This is a genomic window from Enterobacter sp. JBIWA003 (assembly GCF_019968825.1).
GTDB lineage: Bacteria > Pseudomonadota > Gammaproteobacteria > Enterobacterales > Enterobacteriaceae > Enterobacter > Enterobacter quasiroggenkampii.
Genome location: NZ_CP074170.1, coordinates 241086 through 260011, shown reverse-complemented (window position 1 = coordinate 260011; position 18926 = coordinate 241086). Strand labels below are relative to the sequence as shown.

Genomic DNA, 18926 nt, shown 5'->3' with positions numbered 1-18926 from the left:
AAAAGCGCACACCGGCACACGCGTGCCCGACGCTGACAAGGATAGTCCAGGTCAGCCTTGCAAGATACTCTTTTCATGCAAAACGGCTATTGCCGATTTATTTCTTATCATTTACAAAAAAATACCTGGCGAAGCCGACATATGACTAATCAGGGAATTAGCATAACTCTCCATATTGCTGAATCGGATACAGCGATCCTTACCGCACGATTAATCACACCCGTGACGATCCTGGGTTGGTATTAGGGACTATTCTTAATTGGCTCTCTGATGTTCTTGATCACGATGTGAGATTTAAGAGGAGTCCTCAATGGAATATAAAGATCCTGAGTTTGAACTGCTGAGCAGTCTGGAACAGATCATTTTTAAAGATGTACCGCAGACGATTACCCTGCAACAAAAATCCAATCCCTTTACAGAATATGAGCAATTGCGCAAAGGGACAGGACTGAAAACCGAAGAATTCGCCAGAGCGATGGGTGTCAGCGTGGCTATGGTGCAGGAGTGGGAGTCAAAACGTGAGAAACCCACCCCAACCGAGTTAAGGCTGATGCGCCTGATTCAGGCCAACCCTGCACTCAGCAAACAGATAGCGTAGTGAAGATTGAATGCCCCCGCCTTTGCGGGGGCTTGTGTTTTACAGGCTATCACAACGCCAACCCGCCTCTTCCCACACCAGCGCATGCGTTAACGTTAAGCCGCTTAAAAACGCCTCATCGTGTGATACCACCAGCAGTGCCCCAGGGAAACCGGCCAGCGCCGCTTCAATGGCCTGGACTGAAGCCAGATCCAGATGATTGGTCGGTTCATCCAGCAGCAGAAGCTGCGTGGCCTCCGCGCGCCACAGCACGCAGGCCAGGGCAGCCTTAAGACGCTCACCGCCGCTGAGCGCCGCCAATGGGAGCATCACTTTGTCAGCCCCCAGTTGAAGCTGCGCCAAACGGGTTCGCAATACCCCCTCTTCCAGAGGGGTATGACTCAAATTGAGATGCGTCATGACCGACTGCGAGAGATCGAGCCGGGAGAGATGCTGGTCGAGATAAGCACAGCTAACGGAGACCTTACAGGTACCCGAACGGGGAGTCATCTCGCCGAGGATAGTTTTTAACAGTGTCGATTTTCCGCAGCCGTTCGGTCCCTTCAACGCCACGCGCATTGGTCCGTCCATACGCCAGGTAAGCGGTAGAACAGGCACATGCGGCAGCACCAGATCCTCCAGCACCAGTACCTGCTTGCCCTCCGGGACCTGACTCCCCGGCAGAGTGAACATCACCGGGTTATCGTCTTCAACCCGCTCACGCGCCTTGTTAACCGCGGCGTTCAGCGCTTCATTTTGCTCGCTGTGCTGTTTTTTCCAGGTGCCGATACGTTCCTTTGCCGCGCCTTTATATTTGACCCGCTCAAACGACGCGATATTCAGGGTATCGACGGTGCGTAACGTCTTTGCCGACCGCCGCTGGCTGTCATCATGCTCTTTTTGCATGCGTGCGCGGGTGCGTTTGCGCTCGGTTGCCGCATGTTCCAGCGCCGCACGGGCCGCCTGCTGTTCGGCATCGCGCTGGGTTTGATAATCCGCATAATTCCCGCCGTAACTGCGCAGACCCGAGGAGCTCAGCTCAAGAATACGGGGTACCTGAGCCAGTAACTCACGGTCATGGGAGGCCACCAGTACGCCGCCCTGATACCGACTCAACTGGTCGTAGAACCATGCCCGGCCTTGTCGATCCAGATGGTTAGTGGGTTCGTCCAGCAGCATGAAATCTGCTTCAGCCGTAAACGCCCCGCACAGCAGAGCACGAATGCGCTCGCCGCCGCTGAGTTCACCGGCAGGTTTATCCGGATCAAACGGTGGGAGCTTCGCATTGATAAACGCTTCGCTCAGACGTTCGGCTATATCCCAGTAACCGTCGAGCAACGCCAGATCGTCGGGCTGGTAATCGCCGCTGTCGATGCGCTTACGCGCCGCAAAAATCGCGTCATATCCGAGCAATTCAGCCAGCGTCGTCTGCGAAGAAATGACGTGCTGCTGCGCCACCCAGGCATGCGAGCCAAAGCGTTCGATATGACCGGTAGCCGGTTCGTCCAGCCCCGCCAGCAGACGCAGCAGACGCGTTTTTCCGCTGCCGTTGCGGCCAACCAGCGCGCACAGGGAAGGTTCCAGCGTGAGATTCAGCGGACCAAAAAGGGTATCGCCCGTCGGAAACTGACAGGTGACCTGATGCAAAATAAAAGAAGGGGACTGCGCAAAATGAGCCATAAGCACTCCTGAATGAAATCAAAACATCCCCTGCCGACGCGGTGGCGTTTAGCAAGGATCGAAATTCATCAGTCGTGTTTGTTCATTTTTTGGGGGTGCTCCAGCGCGAGTAAGTTAACGCGATAAGGATAGCGGTAATGTGTTGACGGTTTCAAGGTTAAATTTTGGACGACTTATACTCCCTCTCCCTTTGGGCTGAGGGATCCCCACAAATTAATGCGAGCAGTGAACAATCCCCTCGCCCCTTTGGGGAGAGGGTTAGGGTGAGGGGGAGCATACGGCTCTGGTGGTCATTCCGTTCACTTTATGTTCCTTGCTACTCTGTAACGACAATACCCGTGAACGTGCCAGGGTGGCTCAGTCGCCACCACCCTGGCTACCCGGGCTCCCGGCGGTAAATCGCCGCTACGCGGTACCTTCGGCTTATTCCTTCCGGCTTATCGGGGACGGGCGGAGGTAACATCCTTGTAAAGCCCACCCTCTCGGCGCATCCATACGCCTCGCCCCGGCCTACAGGAAACGCCTCAGCGATTTACAGCCGGACCATAGCGTCGCTGTAAGACCTCTGCCCGCAGTATGCTTTTCATTGCGGTAATTTTGCGAGTCTCTTTCCAGAAATGGTAATATCCTCAGTGGCATAGCTCAAATCTGTTGCCGCCTGTTTTGATGAGCAGTAAGTTCTCTTCGCACCTGCAAAATCAGGTGCCGGGTTTAGCATCCTGGCTTATCTTATCGGCGGCACATTTTGTGCAGCATGCTTTGCTACATCTCAATGGTGGGCTGAGCAGGGGCATCGAAAGATGCGCCGGTATCCGATAAGGCCGGTAATGCTAACTCTGTTCAGTCCACCACCAGCGAAGTTAGCATTTCCGGTGGTGGGAGCTTTATCACTTATCGGAGGCTGCCAATATGGCTACTACCCCAACCCACGCTCATTCTTTATTCACCCTGCCCTTCAACCACACCACCGACTTCACCGAACTGGCGGATAACTGCGAACGTTTTACCGACGCACTGGTAGATTGCGAAGAACCCGCCCCAAAAATGGCGCTTTACGGCAGACTTTATGCCTGTCTGAATCTTCTGCAACCCGCGCTTCTGGATCCTGTTCCGGACGCTTTAAAAGCCAGCCTGATCGCGATCGGCTAAACCTGCCGGATGGCGCTGCGCTTATCCGGCGTACGAAAGCCCCATAAAAAAACCCGCCGAAGCGGGTTTTTAGCATTTGTCACAACGGGCACATTACTGCAGCAGCGAAATATCCGCCACGCGCAGGAACAGCTCACGCAGTTTCTCGAGCATAGAGAGACGGTTAATACGCAGCTCTTTATCTTCTACGTTTACCATCACTTTCTCGAAGAAGGCGTCGATAACGTCACGCAGCTCGGCCAGTTCCACCAGCGCTTCCTGGTAGCGACCTTCCGCGAAGACCGGCTCGAGCTTGTCGCGCAGCACCACAACCTGCATCGCCAGGGCGATCTCTTCCGGCTCTTTCAGCGTCGCGGCGTTCACACGCTCGTTCAGCGTCTCGTCGGATTTCGCCAGAATGTTGGAGACACGCTTGTTGGCCGCCGCCAGAGCAGATGCCGCTTCCAGCGTACGGAAGTGAGAAACCGCCTTCATACGCGCATCGAAATCAGCCGGACGGGTCGGACGACGCGCCAGCACCGCCTGAATGGTGTCGACGGTGTAACCTTCATCCTGATACCAGGCGCGGAAACGACCGAGCATAAAGTCGATCACGTCATCCACCACGTTGGCGTTGGTCAGCTTGTCGCCGTACAGACGCACCGCTTCTTCGGTCAGGGTCTGCAGATCCAGGTTCAGGTTCTTCTCAACGATGATACGCAGCACGCCGAGCGCAGCACGACGCAGCGCAAACGGGTCTTTGTCGCCTTTCGGATGCTGACCGATACCGAAGATACCCGCCAGGGTGTCCATCTTATCTGCAATTGCGACAGCACAGGCCACCGGGTTGGACGGCAGTTCGTCACCCGCAAAGCGCGGCTGATACTGCTCGTTCAGGGCAACCGCCACGTCTTCCGCTTCGCCATCGTGACGCGCGTAATGCATGCCCATCACGCCCTGGGTGTCGGTAAATTCGAACACCATGTTGGTCATCAGGTCGCATTTAGACAGCAGGCCAGCACGCGTTGCGTGATTAACGTCTGCACCGATTTCACGGGCAATCCAGCCGGACAGCTCCGCGATACGGTCGGTCTTGTCGCGCAGCGTACCCAGTTGCTGCTGGAACAACACGGTCTGCAGGCGTGGAAGATGATCTTCCAGACGCTTTTTACGGTCGGTATTGAAGAAGAACTCGGCATCCGCCAGACGCGGACGAACGACCTTCTCGTTACCAGAGATAATCTGGATCGGATCTTTCGATTCGATGTTTGCCACGAAGATGAAGTTTGGCAGCAGTTTGCCGTCGTTGGCATAGACCGGGAAGTACTTCTGGTCACCCTTCATGGTGTAAACCAGCGCTTCAGCCGGAACGGCCAGGAATTTCTCTTCAAACTTCGCGGTCAGCACAACTGGCCATTCCACCAGCGAGGTCACTTCTTCCAGCAGGCTGTCGCTCAGATCGGCTTTACCGCCAATCTTGCGCGCCGCGTCTTCCGCGTCCGCTTTGATTTTGGCTTTACGCTGTTCGTAGTCAGCAATGACCTTGCCGCGCTCCAGCAGGATCTGCGGATACTGGTCGGCATTGTCGATGGTGAACTCTGGCTCGCCCATAAAGCGGTGGCCGCGGATCACGCGATCGGACGCCACGCCCAGAATGGTGGCCGGAATAACGGTGTCGCCCAGAAGCAGGGTCACGGTGTGAACCGGACGCACAAAGTGCACGTCAGACGCGCCCCAGCGCATCAGCTTCGGAATAGGCAGCTTCGCCAGAGACGTGGCAATCATGTCCGGCAGCAGCGCTTCCGCGCTTTCGCCCTTCACGTGCGCACGGTACAGCAGCCACTCGCCTTTATCCGTGGTCAGACGCTCGGCCTGATCGACGGTGATGCCGCAGCCGCGCGCCCAGCCTTCCGCCGCTTTGCTCGGCTTGCCTTCCGCGTCAAAGGCCTGGGCAATCGCCGGGCCACGTTTTTCGACTTCACGATCTGGCTGGGACGCCGCCAGATTTGCCACTTTCAGCGCCAGACGGCGCGGCGCGGCAAACCACTCAATTTGACCGTGTGCCAGGCCAGCGTTATCCAGCTCGGCAGTCACGTTCGCAGCAAAAGATTCAGCCAGGCTGCGCAGGGCTTTTGGTGGCAGCTCTTCGGTGCCGATTTCCACCAGGAAAGTTTTCTCAGACATGGCCGCCTCTTATTTGTTTCGGTTGCACATCGGGAAGCCAAGGGCTTCACGGGACGCGTAGTAAGCTTCTGCAACGGCTTTGGTCAGGGTACGAATACGCAGAATGTAGCGCTGACGTTCAGTCACGGAGATGGCTTTGCGGGCGTCCAGCAGGTTGAAGCTGTGGGCGGCCTTCAGAATACGCTCGTAGGCAGGCAGCGGCAGCGGAGTCTCCAGCGCCAGCAGCTGCTGCGCTTCTTTCTCATACTGCTCGAAGCAGGTGAACAGGAAGTCCACGTCCGCGTATTCGAAGTTATAAGTGGATTGCTCCACTTCGTTCTGATGGAACACGTCGCCGTAGGTGGTTTTACCCAGCGGGCCGTCGCTCCAGACCAGGTCGTAAACGCTGTCTACGCCCTGAATGTACATGGCCAGACGTTCCAGACCGTAGGTGATCTCACCGGTGATCGGCTTACATTCCAGACCGCCCACCTGCTGGAAGTAGGTGAACTGGGTCACTTCCATGCCGTTCAGCCACACTTCCCAACCCAGACCCCAGGCACCCAGCGTTGGGTTTTCCCAGTTATCTTCCACGAAACGGATGTCGTGGATGGTAGGATCCATACCCAGCTCTTTCAGCGACCCGAGGTACAGTTCCTGAATATTGTCGGGTGATGGCTTAATCACCACCTGGAACTGATAGTAATGCTGCAGACGGTTCGGGTTTTCACCGTAACGACCATCGGTCGGACGACGGGAAGGCTGCACATACGCGGTCGCCATTGGCTCTGGCCCCAACGCGCGCAGGCTGGTCATCGGGTGTGAAGTGCCGGCGCCGACTTCCATGTCCAAAGGTTGAACAATGGTACAGCCCTGACGAGCCCAGTAATCCTGTAAGGTCAGGATCAGGCCCTGGAAGGTCTTGGTATCAAACTTTTGCATAGTATTTCGTGCTGGATACGTGTGGTTTTAAATGGAAGGGACCAGTATACCCGCTGGCTGCAAGATATACAGTACGAAACGGGGTTGTTTAGGGAAAATTGGGAAATAAGCCTTCCGGCCAGAACGCTGACGGCGTCTGGCTGTTGATTATCCGAGCAGGCTAGCGCATGGAGAGGTGTAAAAACTGACCGTCCGCATCAAACGAGCAGACAAAGCCCTCTTTACGCGACGTATGGCCCCGCAGCTCATAGCTGCCCTGAAAACGTTCAAAACCAGTAACGTCAATTTTCTGCACGTCCGAGTTATAGCGGCGAGCGGCCCGATCTTTACAGAGCGCTTCCATATTAAGTGAACGTTCCGGGCTCATTTTACCCTGCTGCGCTTTTTGCACAGGTGCTTCCTGTGGCGCACTGCATCCCGCCAGTATGAACAGCAGAAAGAGTGACGCCACACGCTTCATCATCATTTTTATTACCGCCCTGGTCAGTGGCTGTTATTTTTAGTATCAACGCTTTTATAGATTATGGTCCGGCATTCTGCGAATCTCGTGGCCTCCCGACAAGCCTGCGGAATAAAACTCAGAATTTTCCAAACGAAGACATTTGGACAATGGGAGTCACACTCAATTTACAGGGAATACGAGGAACTGATGCAGTCAAAAATTAACTGGATTGATAACCTGCGAGGAATAGCCTGTCTGATGGTGGTCATGATCCACACGACGACCTGGTACGTTACGAATGCGCACAGCATCAGCCCCGTTAACTGGGATATCGCCAATATTCTCAACTCTGCGTCGCGCGTCAGCGTGCCGCTGTTCTTTATGATTTCCGGCTTTCTCTTTTTTGGTGAACGCAGCGCGCAGCCAAGGCACTTCATCCGCATCGCGGCCTGCCTGGGGTTCTACAGTGCCGTTGCCTTGCTCTATATCACGCTGTTCACCTCAATAAACGCCGGACTATCGCTAAAATACGTGCTGCAAAAGCCGGTGTTCTACCACCTGTGGTTCTTCTTCGCCATTATCGTGATCTATCTGGTCTCCCCCCTCATTCAGGTGAAAAACGTCAGCGGAAAAATGCTTCTGGCCCTGATGGTGGTGATTGGCATTGTCGCCAACCCAAATACGGTCTCGCAGAAAATCGACGGATTTGAGTGGCTGCCGGTCAACCTTTATATCAACGGCGATACCTTCTATTACGTGCTTTACGGCATGCTGGGGCGCGCCATCGGGATGATGGACACGCAAAAACGTGGTCTGAACTGGCTCTGCGGGGCACTGTTTATCGCTGGCGTGGCGGTGATTTCACGCGGTACGCTGCATGAACTGCAGTGGCGTGGCAATTTTGCCGATACCTGGTACCTGTACTGCGGGCCGATGGTCTTTATCTGTGCCGTATCGCTGCTCATGCTCGTTAAAAATACCCTGAATACGCGTCCCCTTCCCGTACTGAGCGTCATTTCACGACACTCTCTCGGGATTTACGGTTTTCACGCGCTGGTGATCCACGCGCTTCGGACAAGAGGCGTTGAGCTTAAAAGCTGGCCGGTGCTGGATATCGTCTGGATTTTTGCCGCGACCCTGGCGATCAGCCTGTTGCTGTCGATGCTGCTGCAAAAAATCGACACTCGCCGCTTCGTCAGCTAATGCTTCGCTGCCGGGCGCGATGGTACTGGCGCGGGGAGGAAAACCCTGCCGCCAGTGAAGCCTGCTCCACGCCGCGCCCCTGCAATAGCCACTGCTCCGCCACCGCCAGACGCAGCTGCTCCAGATAATCGCGAACGCTAATCCCTAAATGTGACTGAAAAAGCCGGGTGAGATGGCGCGGGCTGACGTGCGCCAGCGCGGCGATATCAGGCAAGCTCCACGTTTTTTGTGGCTCGGCGGTGAGCGCATCCTGCGCCCGATGAATCGCCGGATGAAGATGATTGCGGTAGCGCAGCCACGGGGAGAGCTGGGGATCGTCACCGGAACGGCGGAACCAGACCACCATCTCGCGCGCCACGGCCAGCGCCTTTTCGGGACCGCACAGGCGGTTAATCATATGCAGCGCCAAATCGATGCCAGACGTGATCCCCGCGCTGGTCCAGATGTTATCATCCTGCACAAAGATGCGGTTTTCTTTAATCGTCGCTGTGGGGGCTGCGGTGCGTAAACGACTGATAACGTCATGGTGGGTTGTACACTGCCGGTTGTTCAGCAGGCCCGATTTCGCCGCCAGCAGCGCACCTGAACAGACGCACATCACCGTGATATCCCGGCGCTGAATGGCCGGCTGCAGGCGCATCAGCCAGTGCTGTATCTGTAACGCCTGTGGTGTCGAAAACTGAGTGCGGGAGTCGCTCACGCCGGGCAATACCAGCAGGCTCCCCTCAGGAAGCCTTTCCGGTAGCGGCTGGATGCCGCTCATCGTCAGGCCTATCGACGTCGGAACGTCCGGTTGCGGCCCAATGTAATGCAGACGAAACGCGTCGCCAGCCAGCACAAAGGTCTCTGCCGGGCCCGTCATATCTAATGACAGCACCCCGGGCAACATGACGAACCAGACGTCGATGGGCATTACAGTGACTCCAGCGTCTCCGCTACCGTTTTAATGTCGGCAAAACGCCCGGACAGTACCGTTTCGGTACGGTGGCGAATTTCCGCTGCACTCAGGGTAATGCCCCTGTACGTCATGGGGAACGTCAGCGTGGCATCGCTAACAAAGGTCACAGCATAACCCAGATCGGATGCCACCCGGGTGGTGGTTTCGCAGCATTGCTCCGTGCGAATGCCGCAGATAATCAACTGGTTGATATCACGTTCACGCAGCCAGCGATCGAGCCCGGTATCCGTAAAGGCATTATGGACGTGTTTCTGGAAAACCACATCCGGCTGATGACGCAAAAAGGCCATCGGTTTGACATAGCCGCTTTGCAGCGTAAATGGGCCGTCTTCATCCACATGGAAAATATCAACGACCGGAATACCGCGCGCCTGGCAGCCTTCAATCAGCCCCAGCATTGCCTGCTGAAAGGCAGGAATGTCGTCCTCCTGCCAGTAATTGCGATGATGGAACGACTGCTGAGTATCAATATTGATGAGTGCAATGCGTGACATGGTGGATCTCCTCGCCAGTGGGTGTGACACCATACTGGCAAGGAAATAAAGGCACGCACAGACCAAAAAAGGACATCCTCGTGCCGCGGTCGGACAAGCGTGTTTACGACATCAGCGGCAGCAGCTGCTGATAGATTTTACGGAATACCGCGCGCCTTTCCGCGTACCGCGCATGGTTTGCCGCGTCAGGGAAATGCGCCTGCTCAAGGGTAAGCTGCGGCAGCAGTTGCGAAAGCGGTTGTTCCGGATGAATGGCTATCTGCGCCAGACGCGCGGCGCCGAGCGCGGGGCCAACATCCCCTCCCGTACGAAAATCCAGCTGCAACCCGCTGATATCCGACAGCATTTGTCGCCAGTAAGGGCTTCGCGCACCGCCGCCAATCAGGGTGACGCTTGCGGGTTTCAGGCCGCAGTCATGGACCACGTCCATCCCGTCGGCCAGCGCATACCCCACCCCTTCCAGAACCGCACGCGCCAGTTCTGCCGGGCCATGCTGATGGGTTAAGCCAAAGAATACCCCTTTCGCTTCCGGGTTGTTGTGCGGCGTACGTTCTCCAGAAAGATACGGTAAAAACCAGACGGCACCCGCAGCGTCATCCGCCTGCTGTGCTGCGGCAATCAACGCAGGAACATCAGCCATCCCGGTCAGCTTCGCCGCCCAGTCCAGGCACGACGCTGCACTCAGCATCACCGACATCAAATGCCATTTTCCCGGAAGCGCATGACAGAAACTGTGCACAGCGCTTTCGGGATTACTGCGATAGCCGTCGCTGACGGCAAAATAGACGCCAGAGGTTCCCAGAGACAGCATCGCCTGCCCTGCCTCAACCATGCCGACGCCCACGGCACCCGCAGCGTTGTCACCGCCCCCGGCAACCACCGGTACAGCAGGCATATTCCAGCGTTCCGCAACGTCTGGCAGCAGTGTGCCTGTTACCTCGCTACCTTCGAACAGCGCGGGCATGTGTTCACGGGTCAGGTGGCAGGCATCCAGCATCGCCTCGCTCCAGTCACGTTTCGCCACGTCGAGCCACATCGTGCCGGCGGCATCGGACATGTCGGAAGCAAAATCGCCCGTCATACGAAAGCGCAGATAGTCTTTCGGTAGCAGGACTTTCGCCACCTGCCGGAAAATATCCGGCTCGTGTCGCTGCACCCACAGCAGCTTGGGGGCGGTAAAGCCGGGCATCATCAGGTTGCCGGTGATCTCACGAGACGTGGGTACACGCGCCTCAAGAAGCGCGCACTCTTCTGCACAGCGGCCATCGTTCCAGAGAATGGCGGGTCGCAACACGCGATGCTCGCTGTCCAGCAAGGTTGCACCGTGCATTTGCCCGGCAATCCCCAACGCTTTCACATCACGCAGAGAATGCTGTTCACCTAACGCCTTGATTGCACGATCCGTTGCCTGCCACCACTGCTCCGAGTCCTGTTCCGACCACAGCGGATGCGGACGTGAAACCTGCAGCTTTTCCGTCTGCGTTGCTAACACCTCGCCCTGTTCGCTTAACAGGATGGCTTTCACACCCGATGTGCCAAGATCGATCCCGATATACATTACGGTGACTCCTTTAACAGAAATGCCCGGTGGCGCTAACGCTTACCGGGCCTACGTGCTGTTATTTATCGAACAGGTAGTGATTGACCAGATTTTCCAACAGCTCCTGGTGCCCGCTCTGGTGCTGCGGTGCCAGCTGATGTTGTTCAGCGTACTTCGCGATGTCCGCAAGTGATAACTGACCTTTCAAAATTTGCTGGCCCAGCTCACTGTTCCAGCCGCTGTAACGCTTCGCCACGCGTTTATCGAGCTCGCCGTCTTCAATCATACGTGCCGCCACTTTCAGCGCCAGCGCCATGGTGTCCATCGCGCCAATGTGGCCGTAGAACAGATCGTATTTGTCGGTGCTCTGGCGACGCACTTTGGCGTCAAAGTTCAGGCCGCCGGTAGTGAAACCACCCGCTTTGATGATTTCGTACATCACCAGCGCATTCTCTTCCACGCTGTTCGGGAACTGGTCTGTGTCCCAGCCCAGCTGCGCGTCGCCGCGGTTAGCATCGACCGAGCCAAAGATGCCCAGCGCAATCGCAGACGCGATCTCATGGTGGAAAGAGTGGCCCGCCAGCGTGGCGTGGTTGGCTTCAATGTTCACTTTAATCTCTTTTTCCAGACCGAACTGCTTCAGGAAGCCATACACCGTCGCCACGTCGTAGTCATACTGGTGCTTGGTCGGTTCCTGCGGTTTCGGCTCGATCAGCAGCGTGCCGCGGAAGCCGATTTTGTGCTTATGGTCGACAACCATCTGCATAAAGCGGCCAATCTGCTCGCGCTCCTGACGCAGGTCGGTGTTCAGCAGCGTTTCATATCCTTCACGGCCACCCCAGAGGACATAGTTTTCGCCGCCCAGCTGATGCGTGGCATTCATTGCCGTCACCACCTGCGTGGCCGCCCAGCTAAACACTTCCGGATCCGGGTTGGTTGCCGCACCCGCGCCGTAGCGTGGGTTAGTGAAGCAGTTTGCTGTGCCCCAGAGCAGCTTCACGCCGCTTTGCTGCTGTTTTGCAGCCAGTACATCCACCATCTGCGCAAAGTTGTTCAGATACTCTTTCAGCGATGCGCCTTCCGGTGACACGTCGACGTCATGGAAGCAGTAGTACGGCACGTTCAGCTTGTGGAAGAACTCAAACGCCACATCGGCTTTGCGCTTTGCCAGTTCGATGGCCTCACCCGGCTGCTGCCATGGGCGGTCAAAGGATCCCACGCCGAACATATCGGCACCGTTCCAGCAGAAGGTATGCCAGTAACAGGCGGCAAAGCGCAGATGATCTTCCATGCGCTTACCCAGCACCAGCTCATCCGGGTTGTAGTGACGAAATGCTAAAGGATTGGTCGTTTTCGGGCCTTCGTAACGAACACGATCGAGTTGGTCGAAATAAGCTTGCATATTGAGCTCCATAATCAGGGTATGCGGCGAGTCGTTGATACAGGAGTAATAGTGAATAGACATTTTGGGTTGCTCAATTACGTTATTTCACACTGCTATTGAGAGAATGCACAACTGTGCGCTGGCTCGCAAAATAATGCGCAGACAAACTATTTTTCGGCGCGGATTCCAGAATCAAATGTAATTAAGACGTTACGTATTTTAAAATCCGATCGCGGTCATAAATTCAGAAATAAACCAAATATCGTAATGAGAAGATAAAAATCTGTAATTGCCAGCCCGCCTTTCCGCGTTAAAAATTTGCTGCGTCTCAGCAGTGAATGTTTCTTTTATCTCAGCAACACATACCCCTACAAAAAGGCCTAATAATTATGAAGATAAAGAACCTGACCCTAACGCTCTGCACTACGCTCCTGCTTGCCAGTTTTGCCGGTCATGCCAAAGAGGTCAAAATTGGCATGGCGATTGACGACCTGCGCCTGGAGCGCTGGCAAAAAGATCGCGATATTTTTGTAAAAAAAGCGGAATCCCTCGGCGCAAACGTGTTTGTTCAGTCGGCTAACGGCAACGAAGAAACGCAAATGTCGCAGATCGAGAATATGATTAACCGTGGCGTCGATGTGCTGGTCATTATCCCCTATAACGGCCAGGTATTAAGTAACGTGGTGAAAGAAGCCAAACAAGAAGGCATAAAAGTGCTGGCTTATGACCGCATGATTAATAATGCGGACATTGATTATTATATTTCGTTCGATAATGAAAAAGTCGGCGAATTACAGGCACAAAGCCTGATCGACAAAGTGCCTCAGGGCAATTATTTCCTGATGGGCGGCTCTCCGGTGGATAACAACGCCAAGCTGTTCCGCGAAGGGCAAATGAAGGTCCTTAAACCGTACATCGACAACGGGAAAATTAAAGTGGTTGGCGATCAATGGGCCGACGGCTGGCTGCCAGAAAACGCGCTGAAGATTATGGAAAATGCGCTGACGGCCAACAACAACAAAATTGATGCGGTTGTGGCCTCCAACGATGCCACCGCTGGCGGTGCGATTCAGGCATTAAGCGCCCAGGGGCTGGCGGGTAAAGTCGCCATTTCTGGACAGGACGCCGATCTGGCTGGCGTAAAACGCATTATCGCAGGCACCCAAACCATGACGGTCTACAAACCGATTACCGAGCTTGCCAATACGGCGGCGGAAATCGCCGTGGAACTGGGCAATGGCAAGCAACCTAAAGCAGACGCAACGCTGAATAACGGGCTGAAAGACGTTCCGGCTCGCCTGCTCACCCCTATTGAAGTCAATAAAGAGAACATTGACGCCACCGTCATTAAAGACGGCTTCCACAAGAAGAGCGAACTGTAATCCGGCGCGGCCCCTGCTTTGCAGGGGCGCATCACGTTGTACTGTTCTTCCCTCGGTTTATGTGGAGCAGTTATGCCTTATTTACTTGAAATGAAAAGCATCACCAAGCGCTTCGGCACGGTGAAAGCCGTCGATAACGTCAGTCTCCGGTTGAACCCCGGCGAAGTCGTTTCGCTGTGTGGCGAGAACGGCTCAGGCAAGTCAACGTTGATGAAAGTGTTGTGCGGGATCTACCCGTATGGCAGTTACGAAGGCGAAATCGTTTTTGCTGGCGAAGTTATCCAGGCGACTCACATTCGTGATACCGAACGTAAAGGCATCGCCATCATCCACCAGGAACTGGCGCTGGTGAAGCATCTCACCGTGCTGGAGAACATTTTCCTTGGGGCCGAAATTTCCCGCCACGGCGTGCTGGATTACGACACCATGACGCTACGTTGTGAAAAGCTGCTCGCGCAGGTGAGTCTCAGCATTTCACCGGATACCCGCGTGGGCGACCTGGGACTGGGGCAACAGCAGCTGGTGGAAATCGCTAAAGCGCTCAATAAACAGGTCAGGCTGCTGATCCTTGATGAGCCCACGGCCTCGCTCACCGAACAGGAAACTGCGGTACTGCTCGATATCATTCGCGATCTGCAAAATCACGGCATCGCCTGCATCTACATTTCGCACAAGCTGAACGAGGTTAAAGCCATTTCGGACACCATCTGCGTGATCCGCGACGGGCAGCACATCGGCACGCGTGAAGCCGCGGGCATGAGTGAGGATGACATCATCACCATGATGGTAGGACGCGAGCTGACGGCGCTCTACCCGAATGAGCCTCACACCAAAGGTGATGAAGTGTTGCGCGTGGAAAATCTGACCGCGTGGCACCCCGTTAACCGCCACATCAAGCGTGTGAATAACATCTCGTTTTCTCTGCACAGCGGCGAAATCCTCGGTATCGCCGGGTTAGTCGGCGCCGGGCGCACGGAGGCCGTACAGTGTCTGTTTGGCGTGTGGCCGGGGCGCTGGGAGGGCACGATTTATATCGACGGCCAGCCGGTGAAAATCGACAACTGCCAGCAGGCGATCGCCCGCGGCATTGCCATGGTGCCGGAAGACCGCAAAAAAGACGGCATCGTGCCGGTTATGGCGGTGGGGAAAAACATTACGCTGGCGGCGCTCGATCGCTTCTCCGGCGCGCTGAGCAGCCTGGACGATGCCGCCGAGCAGCAGTGCATCCTTCATTCACTCGCCCGATTGAAGGTCAAAACCTCCTCACCGGAACTGGCCATTGGCCGCCTGAGCGGCGGCAACCAGCAGAAGGCGATTCTGGCGCGCTGCCTGCTTCTCAATCCACGCATATTAATCCTTGATGAGCCGACGCGCGGAATTGATATCGGTGCCAAATATGAAATCTACAAACTGATTAATCAGCTTGTACAGCAAGGGATTGCCGTCATTGTCATTTCGTCTGAGTTACCCGAAGTGCTCGGCCTGAGCGACCGTGTACTGGTCATGCACGAGGGAAAACTGAAAGCCAACCTGATTAACCAGAACCTGACGCAGGAGCAGGTGATGGAAGCCGCTTTAAGGAGCGAACGTCATGTCGAAAAGCAACCCGTCTGATATCAAAGTCGCCGTTCCGACGCCCGGTGCGTTCGCAGGGCTAAAAGCGCTGAACCTACAGGTTTTCGTGATGATCGCGGCGATTATCGTCATCATGCTCTTCTTTACCTGGATGACCGATGGTTCGTACCTCAGCGCGCGTAACGTCTCTAACCTGCTCCGCCAGACCGCTATCACCGGCATTCTGGCCGTCGGCATGGTGTTCGTGATTATCTCCGCGGAAATCGATCTGTCGGTCGGTTCAATGATGGGGCTCCTCGGCGGTGTGGCGGCGATTTTTGACGTATGGCTCGGCTGGCCGCTGCCGCTGACCGTGGCGGTCACGCTGGTATTGGGGCTGGTACTGGGGGCCTGGAACGGCTGGTGGGTAGCCTACCGTAAAGTGCCGTCGTTCATTGTCACCCTGGCGGGGATGCTGGCCTTCCGTGGGATCTTAATCGGCATTACTAACGGCACCACCGTCTCCCCTACCAGTGCGGCCATGTCGCAGATTGGTCAGAGCTACCTCCCGGATGGCGTGGGCTTTACCATCGGCGTGGCGGGATTGCTGGCGTTTGTTGCATGGCAGTGGCGTGGACGCATGCGTCGTCAGGCGCTGGGGCTGGCGTCGCCAGCATCCACGTCGGTGGTGGGACGTCAGGCGCTCACGGCCGTCATTGTGCTGGGCGCCATCTGGCTTTTAAACGACTATCGCGGTGTTCCGACCCCCGTGCTGCTGCTGACGCTTTTACTGCTGGGCGGCATGTTTATGGCCACGCGCACCGCGTTTGGCCGCCGTATTTATGCCATCGGCGGCAACCTTGAGGCTGCCCGCCTCTCGGGCATTAACGTTGAACGCACCAAACTCGCGGTCTTCGCCATTAACGGCCTGATGGTCGCCATCGCCGGGTTGATCCTCAGCTCGCGTCTGGGGGCGGGTTCACCCTCCGCCGGTAACATCGCCGAGCTGGATGCTATCGCCGCCTGCGTTATTGGCGGCACCAGCCTCGCAGGGGGTATCGGCAGCGTCGCGGGCGCGGTGATGGGGGCATTTATCATGGCGTCGTTGGATAACGGGATGAGTATGATGGACGTCCCGACGTTTTGGCAGTATATCGTCAAGGGGGCCATTCTTTTACTGGCAGTCTGGATGGACTCGGCCACCAAGCGACGGGCCTGATAACGGTATTGTGACTTAATTGGGAAGTGAGCCATGTTTGAAAAGCGTCACCGCATTACGTTGTTATTCAATGCCAACAAAGCCTACGACCGTCAGGTGGTAGAAGGCGTGGGTGAATATTTGCAGGCGTCGCAATCCGAGTGGGATATCTTTATTGAGGAAGATTTTCGCACCCGTCTGGAGAACATCAAAGACTGGCTGGGCGATGGCGTTATCGCCGACTATGACGACCCCGTCATTGAGCAACTGCTGACCGACGTCGACGTTCCAATCGTGGGCGTCGGCGGCTCCTACCATTCGCCCGAACACTATCCGCCGGTTCACTATATCGCCACCGACAACCATGCCCTGGTCGAGGCCGCGTTTCTCCATTTAAAAGAGAAAGGCGTCCATCGCTTCGCGTTTTATGGTTTACCCGCCACCAGTGGCAAGCGCTGGGCCGTAGAGCGTGAGCACGCGTTTTGCCAGTTGGTCGCACAGGAGAAGTATCGCGGCGTGGTCTATCAGGGGCTGGAAACCGCCCCGGAAAACTGGCAGCACGCGCAGAACCGTCTCGCTGACTGGCTGCAAACGCTGCCGCCGCAAACCGGCATTATTGCCGTGACGGACGCCCGCGCGCGGCACGTGCTGCAGGTCTGCGAACACTTACACATTCCGGTGCCCGAAAAACTGTGCGTGATTGGCATCGATAACGAAGAGCTTACCCGCTACCTGTCCCGCGTGGCGCTCTCCTCCGTTGCCCAGGGCACGCGTCAGATGGGCTATCAGGCGGCGAAGCTGCTGCACCGTCTGCTGGATAAAGAATCTCTGCCGCTTCAGCGCCTGCTGGTGCCACCGGTTCGCGTCGTAGAACGTCGCTCGACCGATTATCGCTCCTTAAGCGACCCGGCCGTCATTCAGGCCATGCACTATATTCGCAACCACGCCTGCAAAGGGATTAAGGTCGATCAGGTACTGGATTCGGTGGGCATTTCGCGTTCGAATCTGGAGAAGCGTTTTAAAGAAGAGGTGGGCGAAACCATTCATGCCGTTATCCATGCTGAAAAGCTGGAGAAAGCACGCAGCCTGCTCATCTCCACGTCGCTGTCGATCAACGAAATTTCGCAGATGTGCGGTTACCCGTCGCTGCAATATTTTTATTCGGTGTTCCGCAAAGAGTATGACACCACGCCGAAGGAGTATCGGGATCGCCACAGCGAGGTGCTGATCTAGAAAAGAAAACGCCTTCCAGTGGAAGGCGTTTTTTTGAGATTACATATGGGCGGCGATTAAGCGCTGGTTATCCTGGTACATAGCGAACAGATAGTTGTTATAGCTCTGTCCCTTCGTCGAATACCCTTTCAGCTTGTGGATCATCGTACTGGCCGTCACTTCCTGGTCCGCTTTACGCAGCTGAGCGCGTGATTTACGGAACGATGAGTAGGCCGGGTGCGTGTTCAGATTCACCACATAGGCGTTCACGGAATCTTTCACGGATTCAAACTGCGAATAGCCTTTCACCTTGCCGGGCGCATTCGTACAACGGCCTTTCACGCATTTCATGCCGAAAAGGTTGTTGTTATTACGCGCAAGCTTAGACGTTCCCCAGCCGCTTTCGGCTGCAGCCATGGTCGCAACCATGCTGCCCGGGATGATATCCACACGCTCAAGGAGAGCATTCCACGGTACACGACGCGTGTTACCGTTCCAGCTCAGCTTGTAGCGCTTCGTGATATCTTTCAGACGCGCGCGCTCTGATGGCGACCAGCGGCTATCGTACTGTTTGGAAATCAGCCAGTTACGATCCGCAGTAATCGCGGCATTTTGACTCGTGATGTAAGGCATTACCGTCCGGAGAAACGCTTTTTTCCTTGGTGTTCCGGAAGGGTATTTTCGCAAATCAGGAAGTGAACTACTCTTTGCACTATTGCGAGAATACTCTTGTTTACTGCTAACCTTACTACTTGTCGTCTTTATTACGTGGGCTTTCTTACTCGTTGTATCCGTGTGCGTCTTCGCAAGCACCTCACCCGAAAATGCCGTGGTGAGTAACATGAGTATCGCAGCCCCATATCGTCGAATGGGAGTCGATATCATTAGGTCTCCTGGTCGGATGTAATCATCCTAACACCTTATTTTTTTCACAAATTTGAGAGCGGAATCTCAAATCATATCAAAAATAGACTTCAAGAGCACGTATAGAAATAGTCCAATTCCGAAACTATGTCACCTGAAACTTGCTCATAAAAACATCATTTCCGGAAAAATGTGTGCGTTATCG

The 18926-nt window shown here is 55.5% G+C and carries 15 protein-coding genes and 2 pseudogenes; 8 read left to right on the top strand and 9 right to left on the bottom strand.

What is annotated here, in order from left to right; genetic code table 11:
- Positions 1-310 precede the first annotated feature (310 nt).
- The gene (locus tag KGP25_RS01260; protein ID WP_008502755.1) at positions 311-598 is read left to right on the top strand and encodes an HTH-type transcriptional regulator; all 288 of its coding nucleotides are present in this window, start codon (positions 311-313) and stop codon (positions 596-598) included.
- 39 nt (positions 599-637) lie between these two features.
- Here KGP25_RS01260 and KGP25_RS01255 read toward each other — a convergent pair whose 3' ends face one another.
- A complete protein-coding gene (locus KGP25_RS01255; protein ID WP_223539857.1) occupies positions 638-2257 on the bottom strand; it encodes an ABC-F family ATP-binding cassette domain-containing protein in 1620 nt (539 codons plus the stop codon).
- Positions 2258-3098: 841 nt separating this feature from the next.
- On the opposite strand from KGP25_RS01255, the pseudogene KGP25_RS26780 reads away from it, so the two are divergent.
- Both KGP25_RS26780 and KGP25_RS01250 read left to right on the top strand, forming a co-directional pair.
- A pseudogene (locus KGP25_RS26780) lies at positions 3099-3278 on the top strand (hypothetical protein); the annotation flags it as partial.
- Positions 3206-3391 (top strand): annotated as a pseudogene (locus tag KGP25_RS01250) (hypothetical protein); the annotation flags it as partial. The pseudogenes KGP25_RS26780 and KGP25_RS01250, both read left to right, overlap by 73 nt.
- A 108-nt stretch (positions 3392-3499) precedes the next feature.
- On the opposite strand, the gene glyS reads toward KGP25_RS01250, so the two are convergent.
- The 3 genes from glyS to KGP25_RS01235 all read right to left on the bottom strand — a co-directional run bounded on the left by glyS (position 3500) and on the right by KGP25_RS01235 (position 6956).
- The gene (glyS, locus tag KGP25_RS01245) at positions 3500-5569 is read right to left on the bottom strand and encodes a glycine--tRNA ligase subunit beta (RefSeq protein WP_111967676.1); all 2070 of its coding nucleotides are present in this window, start codon (positions 5567-5569) and stop codon (positions 3500-3502) included.
- A 9-nt stretch (positions 5570-5578) separates the two neighbouring features.
- Positions 5579-6490: a glycine--tRNA ligase subunit alpha gene (gene glyQ, locus KGP25_RS01240; protein ID WP_003860141.1), complete on the bottom strand. Its 912-nt coding sequence runs from the start codon at positions 6488-6490 to the stop codon at positions 5579-5581.
- 160 nt (positions 6491-6650) lie between these two features.
- Positions 6651-6956: a YsaB family lipoprotein gene (locus tag KGP25_RS01235; RefSeq protein WP_045907868.1), complete on the bottom strand. Its 306-nt coding sequence runs from the start codon at positions 6954-6956 to the stop codon at positions 6651-6653.
- Between the two features lie 183 nt (positions 6957-7139).
- On the opposite strand from KGP25_RS01235, the gene KGP25_RS01230 reads away from it, so the two are divergent.
- Complete coding sequence (locus KGP25_RS01230) at positions 7140-8135, top strand: acyltransferase (RefSeq protein ID WP_048226586.1); 996 nt, start codon at positions 7140-7142, stop codon at positions 8133-8135.
- On the opposite strand, the gene KGP25_RS01225 is transcribed toward KGP25_RS01230, so the two are convergent.
- From KGP25_RS01225 to xylA, 4 genes are all read right to left on the bottom strand, one after another.
- On the bottom strand, positions 8128-9048 hold the full coding sequence (locus KGP25_RS01225) for a helix-turn-helix domain-containing protein (protein WP_223539856.1): 921 nt from the start codon (positions 9046-9048) through the stop codon (positions 8128-8130). The genes KGP25_RS01230 and KGP25_RS01225 overlap by 8 nt on opposite strands.
- Positions 9048-9587 (bottom strand): cysteine hydrolase family protein, encoded by a 540-nt coding sequence (locus tag KGP25_RS01220; RefSeq protein ID WP_223539855.1) that lies wholly within the window; start codon positions 9585-9587, stop codon positions 9048-9050. Before KGP25_RS01220 ends, KGP25_RS01225 begins: the two co-directional genes overlap by 1 nt.
- Positions 9588-9690: 103 nt before the next feature.
- A complete protein-coding gene (xylB, locus tag KGP25_RS01215) occupies positions 9691-11145 on the bottom strand; it encodes a xylulokinase (RefSeq protein WP_223539854.1) in 1455 nt (484 codons plus the stop codon).
- Between the two features lie 61 nt (positions 11146-11206).
- Positions 11207-12529: a xylose isomerase gene (gene xylA, locus KGP25_RS01210; protein ID WP_086374966.1), complete on the bottom strand. Its 1323-nt coding sequence runs from the start codon at positions 12527-12529 to the stop codon at positions 11207-11209.
- 371 nt (positions 12530-12900) lie between these two features.
- Between xylA and xylF the strand changes: the two genes are divergently transcribed.
- The 4 genes from xylF to xylR all read left to right on the top strand — a co-directional run bounded on the left by xylF (position 12901) and on the right by xylR (position 17878).
- Positions 12901-13893 (top strand): D-xylose ABC transporter substrate-binding protein, encoded by a 993-nt coding sequence (xylF, locus tag KGP25_RS01205; RefSeq protein ID WP_008502746.1) that lies wholly within the window; start codon positions 12901-12903, stop codon positions 13891-13893.
- 72 nt (positions 13894-13965) lie between these two features.
- Positions 13966-15507: a xylose ABC transporter ATP-binding protein gene (locus KGP25_RS01200; RefSeq protein WP_223539853.1), complete on the top strand. Its 1542-nt coding sequence runs from the start codon at positions 13966-13968 to the stop codon at positions 15505-15507.
- Entirely contained in the window at positions 15485-16666 is a 1182-nt protein-coding gene (gene xylH, locus KGP25_RS01195; protein ID WP_045907874.1) for a xylose ABC transporter permease XylH, read from the top strand. Before KGP25_RS01200 ends, xylH begins: the two co-directional genes overlap by 23 nt.
- Positions 16667-16699: 33 nt before the next feature.
- Positions 16700-17878 (top strand): D-xylose utilization transcriptional activator XylR, encoded by a 1179-nt coding sequence (xylR, locus tag KGP25_RS01190; protein WP_021242460.1) that lies wholly within the window; start codon positions 16700-16702, stop codon positions 17876-17878.
- Positions 17879-17917: 39 nt separating this feature from the next.
- Here xylR and KGP25_RS01185 read toward each other — a convergent pair whose 3' ends face one another.
- Entirely contained in the window at positions 17918-18742 is an 825-nt protein-coding gene (locus tag KGP25_RS01185; RefSeq protein ID WP_048028064.1) for a protein bax, read from the bottom strand.
- Positions 18743-18926: the final 184 nt, after the last annotated feature.